This is a genomic window from Acidiferrobacter sp., from assembly GCF_054609335.1.
This window is the reverse complement of sequence record NZ_JBTRWP010000014.1, coordinates 12316-32840: the sequence shown is the minus strand read 5'-3', so window position 1 is coordinate 32840 and position 20525 is coordinate 12316. Positions and strand designations below refer to the sequence as shown.

Sequence of the window (20525 nt, the reverse complement as noted above, 5' to 3'; positions counted from 1 at the left end):
AGGGGTTGTGACGAAATACGTGAACGCGGTCGTAGGGGAGGAGGCGGGAGATGCGAGCCTGCCCATCCTCGAAGGGACGCTCGGTCCGCAGGCCGTGGATATCCAGTCGCTCTATGGGCGCCACGGGATTCTGGCCTATGACCCTGGTTATCGTTCGACGGCGTCTTGCAAGAGCGCCATCACCTTCGTGGATGGCGATGCCGGCATCCTGGCCTATCGGGGCTATCCGATCGAGCAGCTCGCCGAGAAGAGCCGCTTTCTGGAGGTCGCCCATCTCCTGATGTTCGGTGAGTTGCCCTCGGTGGCCGAAGGGAAGGCGTTTCGGGATTCCGTGAGTCAGCACAATCTGCTGCACGAGCAGGTGATCAGCTTCTACCGCGGTTTCCGCCGCGACGCGCATCCGATGGCGGTCATGGTGGGTGTCGTGGGCGCCCTGTCGGCGTTCTATCACGATGATATGGACATGCGCGATCCGCAGCAGCGCGTAAACGCAGCCATCCGGCTGGTCGCCAAGATGCCGACCATCGCCGCGGCAAGCTACACCTATAGCACTGGGCGCCCGCTTCGTTATCCGCGGAATGAATACGATTACGCCGGCAATTTCATGCAGATGCTGTTTGGCATGCCCAACAGGGACTTCGTGGTGGACCCGGTCCAGGTGCGGGCCATGGATAGGATCTTGATTCTGCACGCCGATCACGAGCAGAACGCCTCGACCTCCACAGTGCGCATGGCTGCATCCTCCGGGGCCAACCCGTTTGCCTGCATCGCCGCAGGCATCGCGAGCCTCTGGGGTCCGGCGCATGGCGGCGCAAACGAGGAAGTGGTCAAGATGTTGCTCGAAATTGGCACGCCGGAGAACATCCCCAAGGCCATCGCCCGCGCCAAGGACAAGAGCGACCCCTTCCGTCTTATGGGTTTTGGCCACAGGGTCTATAAGAATTTCGACCCCAGGGCGCGTGTTATCCAAGAGAGCGCGCGCGAGGTTCTAGCGCATCTCGGTCTCGAAAACGACCCCTTGATGGCGGTGGCCCTGGAGCTCGAAGAGATTGCGCTGCGCGACGAATATTTTATCGAGCGCAAGCTGTACCCGAACGTAGATTTCTACTCGGGGATACTCCTGCGGGCGATGGGGATACCGACCAAGATGTTTACTGCAGTGTTCGCTGTGGCGCGGACCGCAGGTTGGGTCAGCCAGTGGCTCGAGCTGCATCAAGACTCGAGCCACGGGATAGACCGCCCCCGCCAGCTGTACGTGGGTCCCAAGCTTCGCGATTATCCCGGGACCGTGGGGTAGCGGGGCGGCCACCGGACCCTGGAGGTCTCGGTGGCCCTGTCCCAATACGTCAGGCCGGCTGTTTGGCGAGGAAGTGCGCCGCCGCCTTGGTGCGGCGCAGGTAGGCGTCGCGGGCGATCGCGATGTCCTCGAGGAAATAAGGCAGTTCGCGCAACAGCAGGGCCTGCGGCCCATCGACCAGGGCGGTCTTCGGGTCGGGGTGGAAGTCGACCAGCACCATGTTGGCGCCGGCGATGATGCCCTGAGCCGTCACCTGCTGAATGTCCAGGAGCCCGTCCGGTCCGCGATCCCGCGATCCCACCGAGTGCGAAGGATCGATGCATACAGGCATACGAGTCAGGCGCTTGACCACTGGCACATGCGCGAAATCCACGAAGTTGCGGTGCGGGTCGCCCATATTGGTCTTCATGCCGCGCAGCCCGAAGATGACGTTGCGGTTGCCTTCGCTTGCGATGTACTCGGCGGCGTTCAAGGACTCCTCGAGGGTGATACCGAAGCCGCGCTTCAAGAGGATTGGGAACTCGTGTTGGCGGCCCACGATCTTCAGGAGCTCGAAGTTCTGCGTATTGCGGGTGCCGATCTGGAGCATGACACCGGTCGGCGATCCTGTCTGTTCCAGGGCCTCGCGAATCTCGTCGAGGTGCGAGTCGTGGGTAATCTCCATGGCGATCACGCGGATGCCGTGCTTGCCGGCCAGATCGAAGACCCAGGGAAGGCAGGACGCGCCATGTCCCTGGAAGGAGTAGGGGTTGGTGCGCGGCTTGTAAGCCCCCATGCGGGTACAGACCTGGCCATTCTCCACCAACGCCTTCATCATCTCTTCGACGTGCGCGGGGTTGTCGACCGCACAGAGACCCGCAAAGACGTTCAGCGTGTCCTGGCCGAAGCGTACGCCCTTGTATTCAAAGCCTGTCGGGCGTTGATCGTCGTGATGGCGACCCAATATCCGATACTCCTCTTCTATGCTGACCACCCGCTCGACGCCCGGGAGGGTCTCAAGCTCATGGGAGTCAAACGCGCTCGTATCCCCGATCAGATAGACCTCAGTGAGGGTGACGAGGGCCCCGGTCTCTTCGTGCACGCGCAGGGTAATGCCAGGCTTTTGCCCGAGAAATGCCATGAGTTCCTGGAACTCAGGGCTGTTTTTGGTTACGTGGGATTTCAAGACGACGATCATGAATAGTCCTTAAGGCGGCATCACAGGCCGGGCGCCATTCTAACAAGTCTCCCGCCGTGAGCCTATCTTGCCTGCGCTATGGTCTGCAGGCCGCTTGCGCCGCCCGGTTCCGGGAAATGTTGACGATACGGGTTAGGATTGTTTTGGGGCTGCGGTTGACGTAGCATAAATTTTGCGTTCCTTGGAACGTAGCGGCATGGTGTGTCTCGCTGTTCGAGGCGCCGATGGCGCATACCCGAATCACCCGCGAGGCGGGAAGGCAATGGAAAAGAGGTTTTTATGCAGACCGGTACCGTGAAGTGGTTTAACGAAGCGAAGGGTTTCGGCTTTATTACACCGAGCGATGGCAGCGCAGACGTGTTCGTCCATTTCTCGACCATTGAGGGAGAAGGGTTCAAGACGCTTGCCGAGGGTCAAAAGGTCGAGTTCGAATCGACCCAGGGGCCCAAGGGAATGCAAGCCGCGCGCGTGTTGCCGCGTTAGAGGCAACACGGGCTTAGGCAGGATCGGCGCAGGCCGGTCCGCATCCTGTGTCGCGCTCATCTCGCGAGCAGGACGTTCGTTGCTAGGCGCCCGAGCACGTGATAGGCGTCAGGAGCGGGTGCGCGCCTTGCGCCACGCCTAAGGCGGGAAGCCCGTTTGCAAAGAGCGGCTCCCGCTGCGCGCGTCCGTAGCGCAAGCGGCCATCCGGATCATGCCGTTTCGAACCGTCGCCTGCGTGCGGTGGGATACTCGTGCGAAGCTGGGTGCGGCGCGGACTAAGGCACGCAGGTGCCGGGATTTTTGTTTGCCGCAGATGGCAGGCGCCTCAGAGAAGGGATTCGCGTCCACCATCCATCAAGGCCGAAAACCACTTCCCGCACGCGCTCGTGGACTGCGGGGCCCTTTCTTCGACGTGGATCGTGCGCCTGTCACGCCCAACCGTTCAGTGTTCTCCACAGTTGCCTTAGAGGGTAAGCTCGTCCCTCGCGTGGTTTCGCCACGGCAGGCCACTTTTCTGCAGATTGCCATCGACAATTACCGTAGCGTGCAGAAACTCTTCCGCGAATGGGAGACGGAAACCAAACCTCCTATTGGCGCTGAAGCACCCTGCAAGCCCTGACGTCACGAGACCACAGGGGATATTCGTTCGTCGACCTACGGAATGTAAGTCCTGAGTCAGATGCGTGCTACGCACGCGCGGCTCAGCGTGGGCGTTGAATTTAAGGCGCGGTGAATGGGCCCATTGCGTGAGCGGCCCGTTTTTTCTTGCGGAAGGGATCCGGATAGGGCTTGGCGCCCCCTAGGCTCTTTGTAAGACCTGGGCGAAGAAGCCGTCTGTCTTGTGGCGATGTGGCCAGAGGCGCAGAGCGGGACCCTCGTCGGGGGTTCGGGGTGGCAGCGCGATGCCGCGCCGGGTGAGGATCTCGCGGGCATCGATCACGGTGTACTGGCCGTGTTCGGCCAGGAAGTCGGTAATGACCTCTTCGTTTTCTTCTTTCAGCAGGCTGCAGGTCGCATAGACCAGCCGTCCGCCGGGGCGCACGAGCCGCGCGGCCTCACTCAGGATCTGGCGGGCCTCGCGGGCCAGGGTTGCGATACGTGCCTCGGCGAGCCGCCATTTGGCGTCGGGGCTTCGGCGCAGGGTCCCGGTGCCGCTGCATGGGGCGTCGACCAGAACGCGATCGATTTTCCCGTAGAGGCGCTTGATGCGCCCATCGTGACCGGCCCCCAGGGTCTGGATGCGGATGTTGTCGCAACCAGCGCGCGCGGCGCGCTCACGCAGTCGATCCAGACGTTTTTGTGAGGTATCGAAGGCGTAGAGCATGCCGGTGTTGGCAAGCAGGGCTGACAGATGCAGGGTCTTGCCGCCGGCGCCCGCACAATAGTCGACGATGCGTTCGCTGCGGCGGGGCTCCAAGAGCGGGGCGATGATCTGGCTGCCTTCGTCTTGCACCTCGAACTGGCCGGAGGCGAAGGCGTCCGTCCGAAAGAGGCTGGCGCGCGACGTACGGCGCAGGCCCCAGGGTGAGAGAGGCGTGGGCTGCAGATCATGGCCTGCGGCGGCGAGGGATTGCTGGAGTGGCGCGCGATCGGTCTTTAGGGTGTTGGCGCGCACATCGAGGGGTGCGGGCTCGAGAAGGGCGTCGGCTGCCGCCTGCACCTCCGAGGCTGGGAGCAGGGCGCGCAGGCGCGCAGCGAACCAGTCGGGGAGGCTGCTCCGTACCGCAAACGGAAGAGGGGTCCGGTCGGCGCGTATGCGGACCACGAGCGCTTCGGGGTGCGGGACGCCTAAGGCTGCGAGTTGGCGAGCCGTGTAAGCCTCGAAGCCAGCAAGCCAGGCGGCGATAACCGCGCGTGGCTCCGAGTTTTCGGCGAGCGCGCAGAGGAGACGGTGGTGCCGCAGGCTCCCATAGACGATCTCGGCGATGGCGCCGCGCTCCTTGGGTCCGAGACGGGGCTGGGCGCGAAAGAAGCGATCCATGCGCCCGTCAGCCGCACCCGGACTCCCGAGGATATCGGCCAGCAGGCGCGCACAGGCCTCGTAGAGGGCGGGCGTGATCAATCGCGGTAGCGCTTCTGGAGATCGGCGTAGGCGTCTATGCGGCGGTCGCGCAAAAATGGCCAGATCTGGCGGGTCGTTTCGGTACGCAGAGGATCGATGCGTGCGATGAGAACCGCGGATGCGTCACCGGCGCGCGCAAGCCACTCGCCTTGTGGTCCGCATACGAAGCTCCCGCCCCAGAAGGCGATTCCGGGTGTCGTGCCGCTCGGGTCGGACTCGTGTCCGCAGCGATTGACGGCCAGCACCGGCAGGCCGTTAGCTACCGCATGGGCACGCTGGACGAGCTCCCAGGCCTCTTTCTGGCGGGCCTTCTCGGCTTCGTCGTCGCGCGGATCAAAACCGATGGCGGTGGGGTACACGAGCATGTCGGCGCCGGCGAGCGCCATGAGCCGCGCCGCCTCGGGATACCATTGGTCCCAGCAGACAAGTACGCCCAAACGCCCCACGCTTGTGTCGATAGGGGTAAAGCCCAGGTCGCCGGGGGTGAAGTAGTACTTCTCGTAGAAGCCCGGGTCCTCCGGGATGTGCATCTTCCGATAGCGGCCGACGAGACGGCCGTCGCGTTCGAGCACGACGGCGGTATTGTGATAGAGGCCACCCGTGCGTCGTTCGAACAAGGAGCCTACGATGACGAGTGAGAGTTCTTTGGCAAGGGCGCCCAGGCGTTCGGTCGAAGGGCCCGGGATCGGTTCAGCGCGGGCGAATTCGGTGGGGTTCTCCCACTGGCAGAAATAGGGCCCATTGTGGAGTTCCTGAAGCACCGCCAGGTCCGCGCCCTGCGCGCGCGCCTGCCTAAGCCCCGTCTCGATCCGCGCCCACACCTCCGCCGGGCCGCCGCCGCCGCCATGCTGGATAAGTGCGACTGTTATTGCGACGGTCATGGCGTCCCCACTACGGCGGTGCTTGTTTCGGGCAGGATGCCCTGCGGCAATTGCATGGTGGCACAGTGCAGACTGCCGTGCTGGGCGATCAGGGTAAGCGCGGGGATGCCGATCACCTCGCGTCCGGGAAAGCAGCCCCCAACCACGCGTAAGGCCTCGGCATCCTGACGATCATTATAGGTGGGCACCAGTACCGCGCCGTTGATGATGAGAAAATTGGCATAGGTGGCGGGCATGCGCTCGCCTGTGGCGTCGAGTTTTGCAGCGGGCCATGGGAGCGCAACGAGGCGGTAGGGCGCACCGGTGGCGGTGGAGAGCGCTCGCAGCTCCTCTTCCATAGCTTTGAGCTCCGGGTAGTGTTCATCGTCGGGCCAGGGGCAGGCGCAATAGGCGATGGTGTCCGCATCGCAGAAGCGCGCGAGCGTGTCGATGTGGCCGTCGGTGTCATCGCCCGCGAGATAGCCGTGATGGAGCCAGAGGACACGCCGTGCAGCGAGCCTTTCCTTGAGGATCTCCTCGATGTCGGCAGCGCTTCGCTTCGGATTGCGCGCAGGCGACAGCAGACAGCTTGCGGTGACGAGCAGCGTGCCGGCACCGTCCGATTCGACGCTCCCGCCTTCGAGCACAAAATCGGTCGACTCAAGGCGTGTCGCGCCGAAGGCCCCCTGGGCGTGCAGGGTGCGGGTGAGGGCGTCGTCTTCGCTGTGGGCGTACTTGCGTCCCCAGCCATTGAAGGTGAAATCCTGGAGCAACACTCCCGCTTCGGCTTCTACCGTAAGCGGGCCGTGGTCGCGCACGAAGACGTCATTCGAGGGGGCGAGGAAGACACGTATCCGCGCCATGTTGGCGCGCGCTTCGCGCAAGGCCGCGAGCACCCCCGCGCGATGGTCTTCGTCGTAGGCTGTGATGAGCACGGGCTCGTGGCGCGCGATGGCACAGGCGATAGCGACGAAGGTCGCATCGGCTTCCTTGAGGACCGGGGCCCAGTCGCCGTGGCTGTGGGGCCAAGTCAACATGACGCCGGACTGAGGCTCCCACTCGGCGGGGAAGCGATGGATGGTCGTCGCGCGGTCGTCGCGCCGAATGCTGATGGTCGTCATCCGTTTGCGCGGGAAACCCCGGCGTCATTGTGGGCCGTACATTGTAGGCCGGATGGCCTACGGCCCATCAGGCCGGGGAGGGATAGCGCGGCGGCGTAAGCCGCCCCTGTTCCCGCATCTCCTTGTGTCCATGCTATCTTGACCCACGAATATCCATAGCCGTCCGCGCGCTGGGTCAGGGTGCAGAAGCGGTGATGGATGTCTTGCACCAGTCTTTTGTCCAACACAAAAACGGCCATAAACGCTCTCTTGGCAAACAGCCCTTACGGGCCTTGTGACGCGCTCCTTTCGGAGCATCTCCCCTCGGGGTTGTGGGCAACCGGCTCCCTTCTTGCGGAGGCGGCGGGGACCTTCGGCGCTTTGCCTTTCGCCTTTACCCCCTTTACAGGGGGGAGCATAGGCCATGCCCCCACGAAACGGGGGTCGTCCACGGCCTACAATATGATCCCAACCTTCCAGTGTCCGCGACTGAGGAAGCATCCCGGAGTGGGTCTGAACGACCCGTTACCCACGTCTGCCGGTTTCCCGGCCCCCCTGGTCAACCGAGCCTTTTGGTGTTCACCTCCAAGCTCCGCCCTTCGGGACGGGGTAGTTGACGGCTGTCGCTGTGGGATTGGGTGTGCGATCTTAACGGTTTACGGACGATGCGCCAAGATCGGCGTGCCTCAGGGTCTTGGTGAGAAAGGCATGGAGGTCGCCAATCTCGGTGTCGCTCACGCTATGCTCGATCGGGTAGGTATGAAACGCAACCTCGATCCCGCGCGCCTCGAGCACAGCCCGGGTCTTTTCGGCGAAGGGATAGGGGATCATGGCGTCGTCGATGCCGTGGCCTAGGAACACGGGCGTGGCCGTATTGATGGGCGGCACGCCTGCTGCGAAGTGACGGGCAAGAGGCAGATAGGTCGAGAGCCCAATGACGGCGGCCAGGGGCTTTGGGCCGGTGAGGGCCGTATACAGCGCCACCGCCCCGCCCTGCGAGAAGCCACCCAGGACCACGCGTTCCGCGGGTATGCCGTATTTTTTCTGTTCCGCGATCAGATGCGTGACGGCATCGGCCGCGCGTCGGATCCCGGCTTCGTCCTGCATGTCTTCGGGGCGGGTGCCGTAGAGATCGAACCAGGCCGGCATGCGCACCCCGCCATTCAAAGTCACGGCCTGGATGGGGGCATGCGGGAAGATAAAGCGTATGGCCTTGTCGGTGGTGTCGGCGAAGGTCTCGGCGAAGCTCGCGAAATCGTAACCGTCGGCGCCAAGCCCGTGGAGCCAGATGAACGCGTAATGGGGGTGGGGGCCTGTGACGTACTGAAGGGCGGGCTTGTCGAAAAAACTCATAGTCCCATTATAGCCGGCGGCGGCGGGCTGGAGAAGCGCGGCGCGCTCGGCGGCAGCCGTGTGTGGTCGGCGATCCTGTGCGCCGGGTTTGTGCCCACTGGGAAGACGCCTCGCACGGGTCTAGCGCGGATTCACGGGGTATCCGAGGGGTCGCGCGACGGTGCGCGGCGTACCGTCAAGGACCGTGCCGCGGCGATAGCAAGACGGGCCGAGCCGCGCGCGGTTTCCACGAGGAGGATCTCGAGCGGTCCTTGAGCGAACAGGTCGGCGGCTCGCGTCTCGGGGTCGGCGGCGGGGTCCAGGTCGATCACGATTCGTTCACCGCGTTTTCGCGTTATTATGAGCATGCGTGTTTGTAGCGCCGAACGGTGTGGCCGTCGATAGCCGATCGGCGACAAAGGTACAGGTTGGTGCCGCCCACGCCCGTTTACTTGCGCCAGGAAATGGGTTTGAATGGCGGCCTTCTCGCTTCAGGGGTCCTCATGAGTCTCATACGTCCTTTTCGCGGTCTGCGGCCCGCCGCCGCACACGCCGCCGCCGTTATTGCGCCACCCTACGATGTGTTGAGCAGTGCCGAGGCCCGCGAGGCCGTGATCGGCCGCCCTTTGAGCTTTTTGCGGGTCTCCAAGGCCGAGGTCGACTTGCCCGAGGGCACCGCGCCCACCGATGAGGCGGTGTTCCGTCAGGCTGCGGAGAACTTTGCCCGCCTGCGGCGCGAGGTGCTGACCGAAGACCCGACGCCCTGTTACTACTGCTACGAACTGACGATGGGCGATCATGTGCAGAAGGGCCTCGTGGCCACCGCCTCGGTGGATGCCTATGCGCAGGGACGCATCCGTCGTCACGAACTCACGCGTCCCGACAAGGAGCGCGACCGGGTGCGACATATTGAGGCCTTAAATGCGCAGACGGGGCCTGCGTTTCTCACCTTCCGGGCCGACCCCGGGATCGCCGCCTTGCTCGCGCGGGCCTCAGAAGGCCCGGCGGCCATTGATGCGGTCTTGCAGGGCGTTCGTCACCGTTTATGGGTCATAGCCGATAAGGGTCTCGTGGACGCGCTCACCGTGGCCTTCGAGAGGCTCCCGCGGATCTATATAGCCGATGGCCATCATCGCACGGCGGCAGCCCGCATCGTGGCCGGGAGTCGCGGGGCCGGCGAAGGGCCGCACCAGTGGTTCTTGTCGGTGCTGTTCCCGGATAACGAGATGCAGATCCTGAACTATGATCGTGTGGTCACCGACTTAAACGGCCAGACCGTCGAGAGACTAAAAGAGGTTCTGACGCCGATCTTTGAGGTGATCCCCGAGCACGCCCCGGTACGGCCGGCAGCGAATGCCGAGTTTGGGATGTATGTGGACGGGCGCTGGTACCGGCTGCGGCTGCGTGGCGTCTTACCCAAGGACCCGGTGGCACGCTTGGACGTGAGCCTCTTGCAGGAGCGCGTATTGGCGCCGCTTTTTGGGATCACCGACCCGCGGCGAGATCAGCGCATTGATTTTGTGGGGGGTATCCGCGGACCGGCGGCCTTAGCCGAACGTGTGGACCGGGGCGGTGGTGTGGCGTTTACGCTGCATCCGACAAGTCTTGCGGACCTCATGGCGGTCGCAGACCAAGGCGAGGTGATGCCGCCGAAGTCCACCTGGTTCGAGCCCAAGCTCGCCGATGGGCTCGTCTCGTACGGTCTGGACGCCGGTTAAGCCGGGCAGAGGCGGGGCTGATGACGCTCGGTGGCGTCCCCGCCGCCGTCGAGTCCGTGGATCTTGAGCTTGTTCCCGCGCGCGAAGTCCACGAGGAAACTGAACGCGCTCGGGTTCACGCCCCTCAGTTCCGGGTCGACAACTAGGCACTTACGGCCGTCGATCACCTGCGGTTGCACGTAGTGCGAGTAGCGGATACGGCGGTCCATGCCGAAGGTTGAAAGGCTGCCACTGATGCGCTCTATCCAATCGCTCGGTCTAAAGGTGCGGCCGTCCTCGGTTACCCCTTCGATCACGATCTTGTTTCTGACATCCGTCATTATCTCTTACCTCGCTTTCCACTGTCTGTTCGCGTTTTTTAGCGTCAACTTCGAGGATAGCTCGTTTTCATGACAATTTTACCATATTCGGCTCTTCTCCGGACGAAAGGTTCCGGCGGGCCGCGGAAAGCGCGCTAGCGAAGTCATCATGGCCCGTCGCACGGATGCGATCACCGAGTCCGGCGAGTATCGCGTGCACGAGTCCCGGGCCTTCATAGATCAGGCCCGTATAGATCTGCAGGAGGGACGCGCCCGCCAGCAAATGCTTCCAAGCTTCTGCTGCATCAACTATGCCACCGACTCCAATGATGGGAATTTCCGGCAAGGCATTGAAAACCTTAGATATTATCTCCCGGGCGCGGGGGCCGAGCGGGGCCCCGCTCAAGCCCCCTTGCTCTTTCGCTGTGCGCAAATGCCCCATGCCGGGGCGCTCCACGGTCGTATTGGTGGCAATGACCGCGTCGCACGCGACCTCCTTTAGGACACAGAGCAGCGTTTCGAGCGTCTCGGGCGCGAAGTCGGGCGCGATCTTCACCGCGATCGGCACCCGCCGGCCGCTGCGGCGTTCGAGTGCCGCCCGGTCCTCGTGTAAGGCCCCCAGCAGTTCGCGTGCGCGCTCGGGTTCCTGGAGGGCGCGCAGCCCCGGGGTGTTAGGTGAGGACAGGTTGACGGTGATGTAGTCGGCGTAGGGGGCGAGCGCCGCAAAGCCGAGTCGGTAATCGTCGACGGCACGGGGTAGTGGCGTATCACGATTTTTGCCGATGTTCACGCCGATGGGCACTGGTCGGCGCGAAGTCCGTAGGCGCGCGGCCAGCTGATCCATGCCATCGTTATTGAAGCCGAGCCGATTGATGAGCGCGCGTTGTTCGGGGAGGCGGAAGAGCCGGGGCCGGGGATTGCCGGGCTGGGCGCGCGGCGTGACCGTCCCCACCTCGAGGAAGCCGAAACCAAGCGCGGCCAGGCCCCGGATGGCGCAACCGTTTTTGTCGAAGCCTGCAGCAAGCCCCAGGGGATTGTTGAACTCGAGGCCCAAGGCAGTCACAGAAAGTCGGGGCGCTTTGGCGCGCGGGTCGCCTGCGAAAAGCCCGAGGGCGCGCAAGGTCACGAGCGCCGCCTTGTGGGCAGTCTCGGGTGGCGCACGGAAGAGCCAGGGTCGTAGGCTTTTGTACACCTAGAAGCGCTCGCCCGTAGCCAAGACGCGCCACTGCCCGGGTTTCAGGCCCCCCAGGCGGATACGACCGATGCGCACGCGCTTCAGGCCCCGCACCTCGTGCCCCACGAGCTTCAACATGCGCCGGATCTGGCGCTTGCGGCCCTCGGTCAAGGTCATGGCCAGGGCATCGGCGCCCAAGCGCTCGATACCTGCGGGCCGCAGGGGTTTGCCATCGAGGGCGAGCGGACCCCGCAGGACCTCCAGTGCGGCGTCGTCGATGGGGGCGTCGACGCGAACGTGGTATTCCTTTTCGATGGCGTTGCCGCCGATCAAAAGCCGCGCGACGCGGCCATCCTCGGTGAGTACGAGCAGGCCTTGGGAGTCGATATCGAGGCGTCCGGCAATGGCGAGCCCTTGGGGGACGCGTGGGGGCGGGGCGGGCCCCGCGTAGGCCTCGGGCGTCAAAAGGACATGCGCGCTTTGATAACCCTTCTCCGGTTGCCCGGAGACGTAGCCCAAAGGCTTGTTCATGAGGATCGTGATGCGGCGCTCTTGCCGGGCGCGCGCCCCGGGTGCCAGCGTGATGCGCGCGTCGGGGGCGGCGCGCTCGCCGAGGACCGCCGGACGTCCATCGACCCGCACAAGGCCCTGTTCCAGGTAATGGTCAGCCTCGCGTCGCGAACAGACCCCGCGCGCGGCCAGCAATTTGGAGATGCGCACGAGGGTTTCGGTCATAGGCGGCGGCTTCGGGTGGCTATCGGTTGTCGGGTTGGCGCCTTGGTCGTTACAATGGCGGCCCCGTGGAGGACATATGATAAAGCTTAACCGTTACAGCGCAAAGATCACCGGACCCAAATCACAGGGCGCTTCGCAGGCGATGTTGTACGGCACGGGGCTTGTGCCCGCCGACATGGACAAGGCGCAGGTCGGTATCGGCAGCGTGTGGTTCGAAGGCAATACCTGCAACATGCATCTTTTGGACCTCGCAGGCCTTGTCAAAGAGGGGGTGACCGAGTCGGGCCTTATCGGTATGCGCTTCAACACCATCGGGGTCTCCGATGGCATGTCCATGGGTACGGACGGGATGAGTTTCTCGCTGCAGTCGCGCGATCTGATCGCCGATTCGATCGAGACCATCATGGGCGCGCAGTGGTACGACGCCCAGATCACATTGCCCGGGTGCGACAAGAACATGCCCGGATGCATCATCGGTATGGCGCGCGTGAACCGCCCGGGGCTCATGATCTATGGCGGCTCGATCAAGCCCGGGCACGCGCATGGCGAGACCTTGGACATCGTGTCGGCCTTCCAGGCCTATGGCGCCTTCCTGGTCGGTAAGATGACCGAAGACGAACGCAGCGACGTCATCCGCCATGCGTGCCCGGGGCCGGGGGCCTGCGGGGGCATGTATACGGCCAATACCATGGCCGCGGCGATCGAGGCCTTAGGGATGAGCCTACCCTATAGCTCGTCCACGCCCGCCGTGGAGCCTGCCAAGCGCGAGGAATGCCGCCGCGCCGGCGCCGTGGTGCGCATGTTGCTCGAGCGCGACATCAAACCGCGTGACATCATGACGCGCCAGGCCTTCGAGAACGCGCTCGCTGTGGTCATGGTGCTCGGCGGATCGACCAACGCGGTCTTGCATCTGTTGGCGATGGCCCGCGCCGTGGACGTGAACCTCACCTTGGAGGATTTCCAGGCCGTGAGCGACCGGGTGCCCCTGCTCGCCGATTTGAAGCCGAGCGGCAAGTACGTGATGGAGGACCTGCATCTGGCCGGCGGCGTGCCCGCCGTCATGCGGCTCCTGTGGGAGAAGGGCATCATCCATGGCGATTGCCTCACGGTGACTGGAAAGACCGTGGCCGAGAACCTCGCGGAGGCGGCGCCCCTGCATGAGGGGCAGCAGGTGATCCGGCCATGGAATCAGCCCATCAAAGAGACCGCCCATATCCAGATACTCTTCGGCAACCTCGCCCCCGGCGGCTCAGTGGCGAAGATCACGGGCAAGGAAGGGCTGTCGTTCACGGGGCCTGCCCGCGTGTTCGATTCCGAGGAGGCGATGTTGGCGGCGCTCGAAAAGGGCGGCATCGAGCGCGGTGACGTCGTGATCATTCGTTATGAAGGGCCCAAGGGGGGTCCGGGGATGCCGGAGATGCTCACCCCGACCTCAGCGCTCATGGGCGCGGGGCTCGGCGCCGACGTGGCGCTCATTACCGATGGCCGATTCTCTGGCGGATCGCACGGCTTTATCATAGGCCACGTGGTCCCGGAGGCGCAGGAAGGGGGTCCTATCGCGCTCGTGCAGGATGGCGACCTGATCACCATCGACGCGCAGACGCGCAGCCTGTCGGCCGACGTGAGTGATGCGGAGTGGGCGCGCCGGCAGGCGGCATGGGTCATGCCACCCTACAAGGCCACGCGCGGGACCTTAAAAAAATACATCAAGAATGTGCAGAATGCGTCGCTTGGCTGCGTGACGGACGAATAACAACAAACAAAGGAGAGCGTATGACGAAGATCACCGTGAAGGCTAATGGGCCCTACCTCGTGGAAGGCGCCGATGTCGTAGATGAGACCGGTGCGGCTTTTCCGGTCGAGGCCGGAAAGCCGATTGCCCTTTGCCGCTGCGGGGCCTCAAAAAAGAAGCCCTTTTGCGATGGTACGCATGTGAGCATAGGCTTTAAGTCCACCGAGACAGTCGCTGTCTTCAAGGCAAAGTGATGCCTGCGTGAAGCGGCCTAGGGTCTGAGCCGACGCGCGATGTGGGCGACGCCTCCGCGTGGGCGATGACTTGTGCCGCGGGCAGACAGACGAAGATGCGGTCGGCGGCATCAATGCCCGCGCCCCGCCCTCGGACACTTCAGTACGGCTGATGCCGACCGGCACGTGGCGCAAGGCCGGACGCGCCGACGGCGGCCATGCCATAAAGGCCTAGGGTTGGGGGCAGCAGCCATCACGAGACCGGCGCGGGTGTCGGCGGCCGCGTTCGCCCGACAAGCGCGCTTTCACAACGGCTTACGGCGTTCTATAGTTGGAGGGCTTAAGGAGGCGCAATGACCGACGAAGCCTTATCCACTTTATATCGCAAATCGTGCCCATCGTGTGCGCGCCAGTACGCCCGAGATTCGCGCGCCTGCCCGTTTTGCGGTTACGTCGAGGCCTTGGCGAGCGAGAGCGAACACGATCAGGAGCGCCTGTACGGAGAGTATCTGGCGGCGCGCTTCAAGCAAGCGCACGATGAAGTCGAACGCTTGCGCCGGGCGGCTGCGCTCCACCCCGAAGACCGCGTACATGCCCGCGCGCTGGCCCTGGCGGTGGCCGACATGGAGGCCCTGGGACGCGATCTGGGCGCCTATCGGCAGGATCAACATGAGACCGCCCGCACGGAGCCGCCGCGGCGCGCCACGGCTGACAAGGAATGTCCGGTATGCGCCGCGACCTTGCCAAAGAGTGTCGGGCGTTGCGCGTGCGGCTATGTCTTTGGGGCCGAGGTCGTCGTGACATCGAATACCTGTCCGCACTGCACGGCGCCGGTGGTGTCCGGGGCCGAGCGTTGTACCTGCGGTTATCCGCTCGTGACGGCGTCGCCGGTCTCGGGCATCCCGAGTCTGCGTAGGCGTTAGTCGCGGCGCATCTCATTCCCCCCGGAGGGGGTCGGGCCCGTCATCGGGCGTGAGCCATGCGCGCTCGCGGGCCCTGAGGCCGCGCAACTCGTTTTTGAGCATCTCGATCTCTTGCAAGAGATCCATGATGATGGCTACCGACTCCCAATCCGCCTCGAGGCCTCTTTTCAGGCGCGCCGCGCGCCGAACGATGCTGAGACACACCGCCGGATAGCCGTCGCCCCGCTGGTGGACAATGCCGAGCGTGGCGAGCAGATCCAGCTCCTCGGAGGTCACCCAGCCCTTGCCGCACAGGTCAGCGCGGCTCACGACCTCGAGTTCATCCAAGAGTATGCCTTTGAGCGCATCATTCATGTCGCCCCCCAGTGCGCGCGCGGATCAAAGGCCAGATCCCGCGCCATCGCACGGTAGAGCTCGCGCGCCTTTTCGCTGTCGGCCTTCGGGTTGACGATCTCAATCAGGACATACTGATCGCCGGGGGGTGTACCCGGCATGCCGCGCCCCTTCAAGCGCAGTTTTTGGCCTGACTGGGAGCCTTCCGGGAGCCGGACCTCGACCGTCCCCGCAAGGGTCGGCACCTTGAGGCGCGCGCCAAGCGCCGCCTCCCAGGGGCTCACGGGGGCCGTGAGATAGAGATCGCGACCATCGAGTCGGTAGAGCGGGTGCGGTGCGATCTCAATCTCGAGATAGAGGTCGCCCGCCCCGGCGCGCCCGGGGTTGCCTTGTCCGGACAAGCGAATCTGTTGGCCCGGCTGTATGCCTTTGGGGATGCGGACGTTGAGCGTACGCTGCTCCGGGACGAGGCGGCCTTGGGTGTCGCGCTGCGGAAGGGTGAGGCGCACCGGTTTCGTGGCACCATGGAAGGCGTCTTCGAGCGTGATGGTAAGGTGGGCGCTCTCATCCGCGCCCCGCGCTGCGCCGCGCCGGCCGCCGCCGCCAAAGAGGCTTTCGAAAAAGTCGCTGAATTCCTGCCCTTCGAAGACGTGCGCACCGCCGCCTCCACCGGAGGTCCCGTGCCAGCCCGGTGGCGGCGTGAAGTCCTGCTGCGCTTGCCATTGGCTGCCGAGGCGATCGTAGGCGGCGCGCTTTTCCGGGTCGCGCAAGACCTCATAGGCCTCGCCGATCTCCTTGAAGCGCTCCTCGGCCCCAGACTCCTTGCTGACATCGGGGTGGTAACGGCGCGCGAGTTTACGGTAGGCGCGCTTGATGTCCTCCGCGCTTGCCGTGCGCTCAAGCCCCATGATGCGGTAGTAGTCGCGGTATTGCATGGCTCCTATGTGCGGACGACGCGGCGTTTATTCAAGAGCGCGGGCGGGTCTGCGCCTGGGCTGGTGCGTTACCAACGTAGGTCGCGGGGCTTAGATGCTCGAGCGCCGCGCGGGCCTCGGGCGGCAGCGAGAGCCGCGCTATGAAGTCGCGCAGAACCTCTGCCGTCAGCTCGCGCCCCCGGCTCAAGCCCTTCAGTTCCTCGTAGCCGCCCGCGAGGCCATAGCGTCGCATGACGGTCTGTACGGCCTCGGTCAAGACCTCGATGTGGCAGTCGAGGTCGGCGCGCACCCGTGCCTCGTCGATGGACAGTTTGCTCAGTCCGCGCGCGCAGGCGCGGTAGGCAAGGAGTGCGTAGCCAAAGGCGCTGCCGACGTTACGGAGCACAGTCGAGTCGCTCAAATCGCGTTGGAAGCGGCTAATCGGGAGCTTGGCGGCGAGGTGGTCGAGGAGGGCATTGGCAAGCCCCAGATTACCCTCGGCGTTTTCGAAGTCGATGGGGTTTACCTTGTGCGGCATGGTGGACGAGCCGACTTCGCCTTCCCGTGTCTTCTGGCGAAAATACCCAAGCGAGATATATCCCCACAGATCCCGCGCCAGATCGATCAGAATGGTATTGGCGCGTGCCACCGCGTGGCAGAGCTCGGCTAAGCCGTCATGGGGTTCGATCTGGGTCGTGTGTGGATTCTGGGAGAGGCCGAGCCCAGCCAGCACGCGCGCCGATACGATTGGCCAATCGATCGCGGGATAGGCAGCGTAGTGGGCGTTGTAATTACCCACCGCGCCGTTCATCTTGGCCGGCAGCGGTACCGCTTGGATCTCCCCCCGCGCGCGGCTAAGCCGCGCCACGAACACTCGGATCTCCTTACCGACGGTCGTGGGCGAGGCCGGCTGCCCATGAGTCCGCGCCAGCATCGAGACCGAGGCGGTGGCGCAGGCGAGTTCGTCGAGTGCCGTGATGATGGCGTCGAGCGCCGGCAAAAGCACTTTGTCACGTCCGGTCTGGGCCATGAGGGCATAGGCAACGTTATTGACGTCTTCCGAGGTGAGCGCGAAGTGTACGAATTCGGAGGCCGCCTTCAGGTCTTCGTGATGGTTCATGAAGTCCCGCAGGTAATACTCTATGGCCTTGACGTCATGGTTCGTCTTGGCCTCTATGGTCTTGATGGCGGAGGCGGCCTCGTTATCGAAGTCCGCCAAGAACGTCTCGAGCCGCCCACGCGCGTGGGCCGTAAAGGGCGGTAGTTCGGCGACGCCCGGTTCTTCGCTCAAGCCCACGAGCCACGCGATCTCGGCTTGGAGGCGTGCGCGCATGAGCCCCCATTCGCTGAAGATAGGCGTAAGCGCGCGGGTGTCGCGCGCGTAGCGGCCGTCGAGCGGAGAGAGTGCTGAAAGTTCGTTCACAAAGGTCCTTCCGGCGTCTAGCCGCCGTCGTGCGTTGTCGTCTATCCTCGGGCCTGTAACAGACCCCCAATCCTCGCCCTTGCGGGCCTTGCTCGCCCCGGTGCGCGCCTGTTGCGGCTGTGATGATGTGCCCTGCGGCCTGCGGCCGATCATTCAGGCTCAGGCGGCGGCGCGCATACTCATCATAGGCCAAGCCCCGGGGCGCCGGGTGCATGAAGCCGGAATCCCCTGGAACGACCCGAGCGGTGAGAGGCTGCGGGCGTGGCTTGGGGTCTACCGCGCCACCTTGCCACCTTCTATGGTCCGAATTTGGCCATCATTCCCATGGGGCTCTGCTTGTCCGGGCTCGGGGCCGCGCGGGGATCCGCCTTTGCGGCGGCGCTGCGCGGCCCTGGGTTCGCGCGCCTGCGGGCCTTGCTTCCGGAGACCCGGCCCACACTCCTGGTCGGCCGTTACGCGCAAGCCTACCACCTCCCACCCGCCGATGCGCGTCTGGCGGCGGCGGTGCGCCAGGGCGCTGATTATGGCGCGCTCTGGCCCCTGCTGCACCCCTCCGGCGGCAACAACCAGTGGCTCAAGCGTAACCCCCGGTTCGAGAGGGAGATCCTACCGGCCTTGCGGCACCGCGTGCGCGTCCTGTTGCGAGCCCCCTTCGGCCTGGATGATCGCACCGCCTAGGCAGACCCCGTCGGCCTCATAGAAGACCGCCGATTGCCCGGGGGTCACGGCGCGCTGCGGTTCCGCGAACTCGAGCAGCAGGCCGCAGGGCGCATCGGGGTCGGGCAAGACGCGCAGCGGGAAGACCCGCTGCCGGTAGCGGATCTTGGCCAAACCTTGCCAGGGCAGCGCCGGGGCCGGACCCAACCAATGGGCGGCGGCGGTTCGGCAGCGAGGCTTATATAGGCTCGGGTGCTCGGCCCCCTGCGCCACGATGAGGGCATTATCCGCGAGGCGTTTGTCGGCCACATACCAGGCCTCCCCCGGGCCACCGAGCCCGAGCCCCCGACGCTGCCCCAAGGTATAGAACATGAGCCCCTCATGGTGTCCCAGGTACTCGCCGTCGACCGAGTAGATGGCGCCCTGCACACCCTTCAGGTAGCGTTTCAAAAAGGGTGGAAAGCGCCGCTCGCCGATAAAACAGATGCCGCTGCTGCCTTTGCGGTCGGCGTTTGGCAAGCCCAACGCCTCTGCGCGGGCGCGGATCTCGGTCTTGGTGAAGTCCCCGATGGGGAAGCGCAGGAAGGGCAGGATCGCCGGGTCTATGGTGTGCAGGAAGTAGCTCTGGTCTTTATCGGGGTCGCGTCCGGCGAACAAACGCAGCGCCCCATGATGCTCCGCGAGACGCGCGTAATGGCCGGTCGCCATAAGGTCGGCGCCTAACGCCTGGGCACGGCGCCAGAACACGTCGAATTTGATCTCGCGATTGCAGAGAATATCGGGATTTGGGGTGAGGCCGGCCTCGCAATCCTGCAGGAAGCGTGCAAAGACCCGTGTCCGATACTCTGCGGCGAAATTGGCCGCATGCAGGGGAATCTCAAGGATCTCGGCCACGGCGCGCGCCGATTGGTAATCCTCGGCGGACGGACAGAAGCCGTCGCGATCATCATCTTCCCAATTCTTCATGAAGAGGCCCGTGACCCGAAAGCCCTGCTCAAGCAGTAAGGCCGCACACACCGCCGAGTCCACGCCGCCCGACAGGGCGACTACGACATGGCGCTTCATGGCCAGCCCACGAGCGTGTTCAGGGGGTAGCAGCACCCGCTTTCGTAGTCGTCGATAGCGCGCAGCACCTGTGGACCGCGATGATCGGCGGCGCGCGCCACGAGTTGTGCGCGCGTAAGCCACAAGGCCCGTTCGATACCCCGATCGAGCCGGCGCTCCGGATGATGACCCGTGACCTCGCCTGCAAACGCGAAGCGCAGATAGGTGATCCCTTCGGCGCTTTCATATTGGTAGATGCCCACCAGCGCCTGCGGCACGAAATCCCATGCGGTTTCTTCGAGCGTCTCCCGCACGGCCGCCTCAATGATCGTCTCGCGCGGCTCGAGGTGGCCGGCCGGTTGGTTCAAGACGAGTCGGCCGCCCACCGTCTCCTCGACGATCAGGTAGCAGTCGTCACGCCGGACGATCGCCGCCACTGTCACGTGAATGTCACGGCTCATGGCTAGCCTCCGTCGCACGATAGCTGCCTGGGGCTAGATCCTCCAGGGTGTAGCGACCGACGGAGTAACGGATCAGCCGCAGCGTGGGATGGCCGACCGCAGCCGTCATGCGTCGCACTTGCCGGTTGCGGCCCTCGGAGAGCGTGAGCGCAATCCAGCTTGTGGGCACCGTGAGACGCAGCCGGATGGGGGGGTTGCGGGGCCAGAGGGCGGGCTCGGCCAGACGCGTGACACGGGCCTTGCGCGTGGGTGTGCCATCCAGCATCACGCCGTGCGCGAGCGTCGACAGGGCCTGATCGTCCGGCACCCCCTCCACCTGCGCCCAATAGGTCTTGGGCCAGCCGCCTCCCGGGCGGGTGATGAGGGTCGCGAGCTTGGGCGAGTCGGTGAGCAGCATGAGGCCTTCCGAGTCGAGATCGAGGCGGCCAGCCGGATAGACATGCGGGATCGGGATGTAGTCTTTGAGCGTGCGCCGACCGTGGGGGTCGGTAAAGCGCGTGAGCACGCCAAAGGGTTTGTTGAAGAGGATGAGTCGCGTCATGTCCTGTCCTGTCCGTCCAAGGTTCGC

Annotated in this window: 23 protein-coding genes; 8 read left to right on the top strand and 15 right to left on the bottom strand. The window is 64.5% G+C overall.

Annotated features, from left to right (window positions below; genetic code table 11):
• The first annotated feature begins 7 nt into the window (after nt 1-7).
• Nucleotides 8-1297 carry a citrate synthase gene (locus ACYCTF_RS05440; RefSeq protein WP_461282861.1) on the top strand — a complete coding sequence of 430 codons (1290 nt, stop codon included), beginning with the start codon at nt 8-10 and terminating at the stop codon, nt 1295-1297.
• Between the two features lie 49 nt (nt 1298-1346).
• Here ACYCTF_RS05440 and ACYCTF_RS05435 read toward each other — a convergent pair whose 3' ends face one another.
• On the bottom strand, nt 1347-2474 hold the full coding sequence (locus ACYCTF_RS05435; protein ID WP_461282860.1) for a 3-deoxy-7-phosphoheptulonate synthase: 1128 nt from the start codon (nt 2472-2474) through the stop codon (nt 1347-1349).
• Nucleotides 2475-2753: 279 nt separating this feature from the next.
• Between ACYCTF_RS05435 and ACYCTF_RS05430 the strand changes: the two genes are divergently transcribed.
• Complete coding sequence (locus tag ACYCTF_RS05430; RefSeq protein ID WP_461282859.1) at nt 2754-2957, top strand: cold-shock protein; 204 nt, start codon at nt 2754-2756, stop codon at nt 2955-2957.
• A 799-nt stretch (nt 2958-3756) separates the two neighbouring features.
• On the opposite strand, the gene ACYCTF_RS05425 is transcribed toward ACYCTF_RS05430, so the two are convergent.
• The 5 genes from ACYCTF_RS05425 to ACYCTF_RS05405 form a co-directional block, all read right to left on the bottom strand.
• Complete coding sequence (locus tag ACYCTF_RS05425) at nt 3757-5019, bottom strand: RsmB/NOP family class I SAM-dependent RNA methyltransferase (protein ID WP_461282858.1); 1263 nt, start codon at nt 5017-5019, stop codon at nt 3757-3759.
• Nucleotides 5016-5900, bottom strand: coding sequence for a carbon-nitrogen hydrolase (locus ACYCTF_RS05420; RefSeq protein ID WP_461282857.1), 885 nt, complete (start codon nt 5898-5900; stop codon nt 5016-5018). The genes ACYCTF_RS05425 and ACYCTF_RS05420 overlap by 4 nt, the downstream gene beginning before the upstream one ends.
• Entirely contained in the window at nt 5897-7000 is a 1104-nt protein-coding gene (locus tag ACYCTF_RS05415; RefSeq protein ID WP_461282856.1) for an agmatine deiminase family protein, read from the bottom strand. Before ACYCTF_RS05415 ends, ACYCTF_RS05420 begins: the two co-directional genes overlap by 4 nt.
• A 627-nt stretch (nt 7001-7627) precedes the next feature.
• A complete protein-coding gene (locus tag ACYCTF_RS05410; protein WP_461282855.1) occupies nt 7628-8332 on the bottom strand; it encodes an alpha/beta hydrolase in 705 nt (234 codons plus the stop codon).
• A gap of 131 nt (nt 8333-8463) precedes the next feature.
• Complete coding sequence (locus ACYCTF_RS05405) at nt 8464-8643, bottom strand: hypothetical protein (RefSeq protein ID WP_461284599.1); 180 nt, start codon at nt 8641-8643, stop codon at nt 8464-8466.
• Nucleotides 8644-8814: 171 nt separating this feature from the next.
• Between ACYCTF_RS05405 and ACYCTF_RS05400 the strand changes: the two genes are divergently transcribed.
• Entirely contained in the window at nt 8815-10029 is a 1215-nt protein-coding gene (locus ACYCTF_RS05400) for a DUF1015 domain-containing protein (protein WP_461282853.1), read from the top strand.
• On the opposite strand, the gene ACYCTF_RS05395 is transcribed toward ACYCTF_RS05400, so the two are convergent.
• From ACYCTF_RS05395 to ACYCTF_RS05385, 3 genes are all read right to left on the bottom strand, one after another.
• Nucleotides 10026-10349, bottom strand: coding sequence for a DUF3579 domain-containing protein (locus ACYCTF_RS05395; protein ID WP_461282852.1), 324 nt, complete (start codon nt 10347-10349; stop codon nt 10026-10028). The two genes, ACYCTF_RS05400 and ACYCTF_RS05395, sit on opposite strands and share 4 nt — an antisense overlap.
• A gap of 67 nt (nt 10350-10416) precedes the next feature.
• Complete coding sequence (locus ACYCTF_RS05390) at nt 10417-11520, bottom strand: quinone-dependent dihydroorotate dehydrogenase (protein ID WP_461284598.1); 1104 nt, start codon at nt 11518-11520, stop codon at nt 10417-10419.
• Nucleotides 11521-12237, bottom strand: a complete 717-nt coding sequence (locus ACYCTF_RS05385) for a pseudouridine synthase (RefSeq protein ID WP_461282850.1) — start codon at nt 12235-12237, stop codon at nt 11521-11523.
• 76 nt (nt 12238-12313) lie between these two features.
• Here ACYCTF_RS05385 and ilvD point away from each other — a divergent pair, with 76 nt between their 5' ends.
• The 4 genes from ilvD (at nt 12314) to ACYCTF_RS05365 (ending at nt 15125) form a co-directional block, all read left to right on the top strand.
• Nucleotides 12314-13990 (top strand): dihydroxy-acid dehydratase, encoded by a 1677-nt coding sequence (gene ilvD / locus ACYCTF_RS05380; RefSeq protein WP_461282849.1) that lies wholly within the window; start codon nt 12314-12316, stop codon nt 13988-13990.
• A gap of 20 nt (nt 13991-14010) precedes the next feature.
• Entirely contained in the window at nt 14011-14223 is a 213-nt protein-coding gene (locus tag ACYCTF_RS05375) for a CDGSH iron-sulfur domain-containing protein (protein ID WP_461282848.1), read from the top strand.
• Between the two features lie 58 nt (nt 14224-14281).
• Complete coding sequence (locus tag ACYCTF_RS05370) at nt 14282-14437, top strand: hypothetical protein (protein WP_461282847.1); 156 nt, start codon at nt 14282-14284, stop codon at nt 14435-14437.
• Nucleotides 14438-14555: 118 nt separating this feature from the next.
• Nucleotides 14556-15125 (top strand): hypothetical protein, encoded by a 570-nt coding sequence (locus ACYCTF_RS05365; protein ID WP_461282846.1) that lies wholly within the window; start codon nt 14556-14558, stop codon nt 15123-15125.
• A 12-nt stretch (nt 15126-15137) separates the two neighbouring features.
• On the opposite strand, the gene ACYCTF_RS05360 is transcribed toward ACYCTF_RS05365, so the two are convergent.
• Genes ACYCTF_RS05360 through purB form a run of 3 tightly spaced genes read right to left on the bottom strand, consistent with a single transcriptional unit; the run spans nt 15138 to nt 17948 of the window.
• Nucleotides 15138-15479: a chaperone modulator CbpM gene (locus ACYCTF_RS05360; RefSeq protein ID WP_461282845.1), complete on the bottom strand. Its 342-nt coding sequence runs from the start codon at nt 15477-15479 to the stop codon at nt 15138-15140.
• On the bottom strand, nt 15476-16393 hold the full coding sequence (locus ACYCTF_RS05355) for a DnaJ C-terminal domain-containing protein (RefSeq protein ID WP_461282844.1): 918 nt from the start codon (nt 16391-16393) through the stop codon (nt 15476-15478). Before ACYCTF_RS05355 ends, ACYCTF_RS05360 begins: the two co-directional genes overlap by 4 nt.
• A 31-nt stretch (nt 16394-16424) precedes the next feature.
• A complete protein-coding gene (gene purB / locus ACYCTF_RS05350) occupies nt 16425-17948 on the bottom strand; it encodes an adenylosuccinate lyase (protein ID WP_461282843.1) in 1524 nt (507 codons plus the stop codon).
• Here purB and ACYCTF_RS05345 point away from each other — a divergent pair.
• Complete coding sequence (locus ACYCTF_RS05345) at nt 17896-18495, top strand: uracil-DNA glycosylase family protein (protein WP_461282895.1); 600 nt, start codon at nt 17896-17898, stop codon at nt 18493-18495. The genes purB and ACYCTF_RS05345 overlap by 53 nt on opposite strands.
• Here ACYCTF_RS05345 and mnmA read toward each other — a convergent pair.
• From mnmA to ACYCTF_RS05330, 3 genes are read right to left on the bottom strand one after another with little or no spacing between them, the layout of a single operon-like run.
• A complete protein-coding gene (gene mnmA / locus ACYCTF_RS05340) occupies nt 18402-19523 on the bottom strand; it encodes a tRNA 2-thiouridine(34) synthase MnmA (protein ID WP_461282894.1) in 1122 nt (373 codons plus the stop codon). The two genes, ACYCTF_RS05345 and mnmA, sit on opposite strands and share 94 nt — an antisense overlap.
• A complete protein-coding gene (locus ACYCTF_RS05335; RefSeq protein ID WP_461282842.1) occupies nt 19514-19957 on the bottom strand; it encodes an NUDIX hydrolase in 444 nt (147 codons plus the stop codon). Before ACYCTF_RS05335 ends, mnmA begins: the two co-directional genes overlap by 10 nt.
• Nucleotides 19947-20498 carry a pseudouridine synthase gene (locus tag ACYCTF_RS05330; protein ID WP_461282841.1) on the bottom strand — a complete coding sequence of 184 codons (552 nt, stop codon included), beginning with the start codon at nt 20496-20498 and terminating at the stop codon, nt 19947-19949. The genes ACYCTF_RS05335 and ACYCTF_RS05330 overlap by 11 nt, the downstream gene beginning before the upstream one ends.
• Nucleotides 20499-20525: the final 27 nt, after the last annotated feature.

Coding starts and splice junctions, on each gene's coding strand:
- ACYCTF_RS05435 (WP_461282860.1), bottom strand. CDS start 2,474: ATGATCGTCGTCTTGAAATCCCACGTAACCAAAAACAGCCCTGAGTTC.
- ACYCTF_RS05430 (WP_461282859.1), top strand. CDS start 2,754: ATGCAGACCGGTACCGTGAAGTGGTTTAACGAAGCGAAGGGTTTCGGC.
- ACYCTF_RS05420 (WP_461282857.1), bottom strand. CDS start 5,900: ATGACCGTCGCAATAACAGTCGCACTTATCCAGCATGGCGGCGGCGGC.
- ACYCTF_RS05415 (WP_461282856.1), bottom strand. CDS start 7,000: ATGACGACCATCAGCATTCGGCGCGACGACCGCGCGACGACCATCCAT.
- ACYCTF_RS05410 (WP_461282855.1), bottom strand. CDS start 8,332: ATGAGTTTTTTCGACAAGCCCGCCCTTCAGTACGTCACAGGCCCCCAC.
- ACYCTF_RS05400 (WP_461282853.1), top strand. CDS start 8,815: ATGAGTCTCATACGTCCTTTTCGCGGTCTGCGGCCCGCCGCCGCACAC.
- ACYCTF_RS05395 (WP_461282852.1), bottom strand. CDS start 10,349: ATGACGGATGTCAGAAACAAGATCGTGATCGAAGGGGTAACCGAGGAC.
- ACYCTF_RS05385 (WP_461282850.1), bottom strand. CDS start 12,237: ATGACCGAAACCCTCGTGCGCATCTCCAAATTGCTGGCCGCGCGCGGG.
- ilvD (WP_461282849.1), top strand. CDS start 12,314: ATGATAAAGCTTAACCGTTACAGCGCAAAGATCACCGGACCCAAATCA.
- ACYCTF_RS05375 (WP_461282848.1), top strand. CDS start 14,011: ATGACGAAGATCACCGTGAAGGCTAATGGGCCCTACCTCGTGGAAGGC.
- ACYCTF_RS05365 (WP_461282846.1), top strand. CDS start 14,556: ATGACCGACGAAGCCTTATCCACTTTATATCGCAAATCGTGCCCATCG.
- ACYCTF_RS05360 (WP_461282845.1), bottom strand. CDS start 15,479: ATGAATGATGCGCTCAAAGGCATACTCTTGGATGAACTCGAGGTCGTG.
- ACYCTF_RS05355 (WP_461282844.1), bottom strand. CDS start 16,393: ATGCAATACCGCGACTACTACCGCATCATGGGGCTTGAGCGCACGGCA.
- purB (WP_461282843.1), bottom strand. CDS start 17,948: ATGATCGGCCGCAGGCCGCAGGGCACATCATCACAGCCGCAACAGGCG.
- ACYCTF_RS05335 (WP_461282842.1), bottom strand. CDS start 19,957: ATGAGCCGTGACATTCACGTGACAGTGGCGGCGATCGTCCGGCGTGAC.
- ACYCTF_RS05330 (WP_461282841.1), bottom strand. CDS start 20,498: ATGACGCGACTCATCCTCTTCAACAAACCCTTTGGCGTGCTCACGCGC.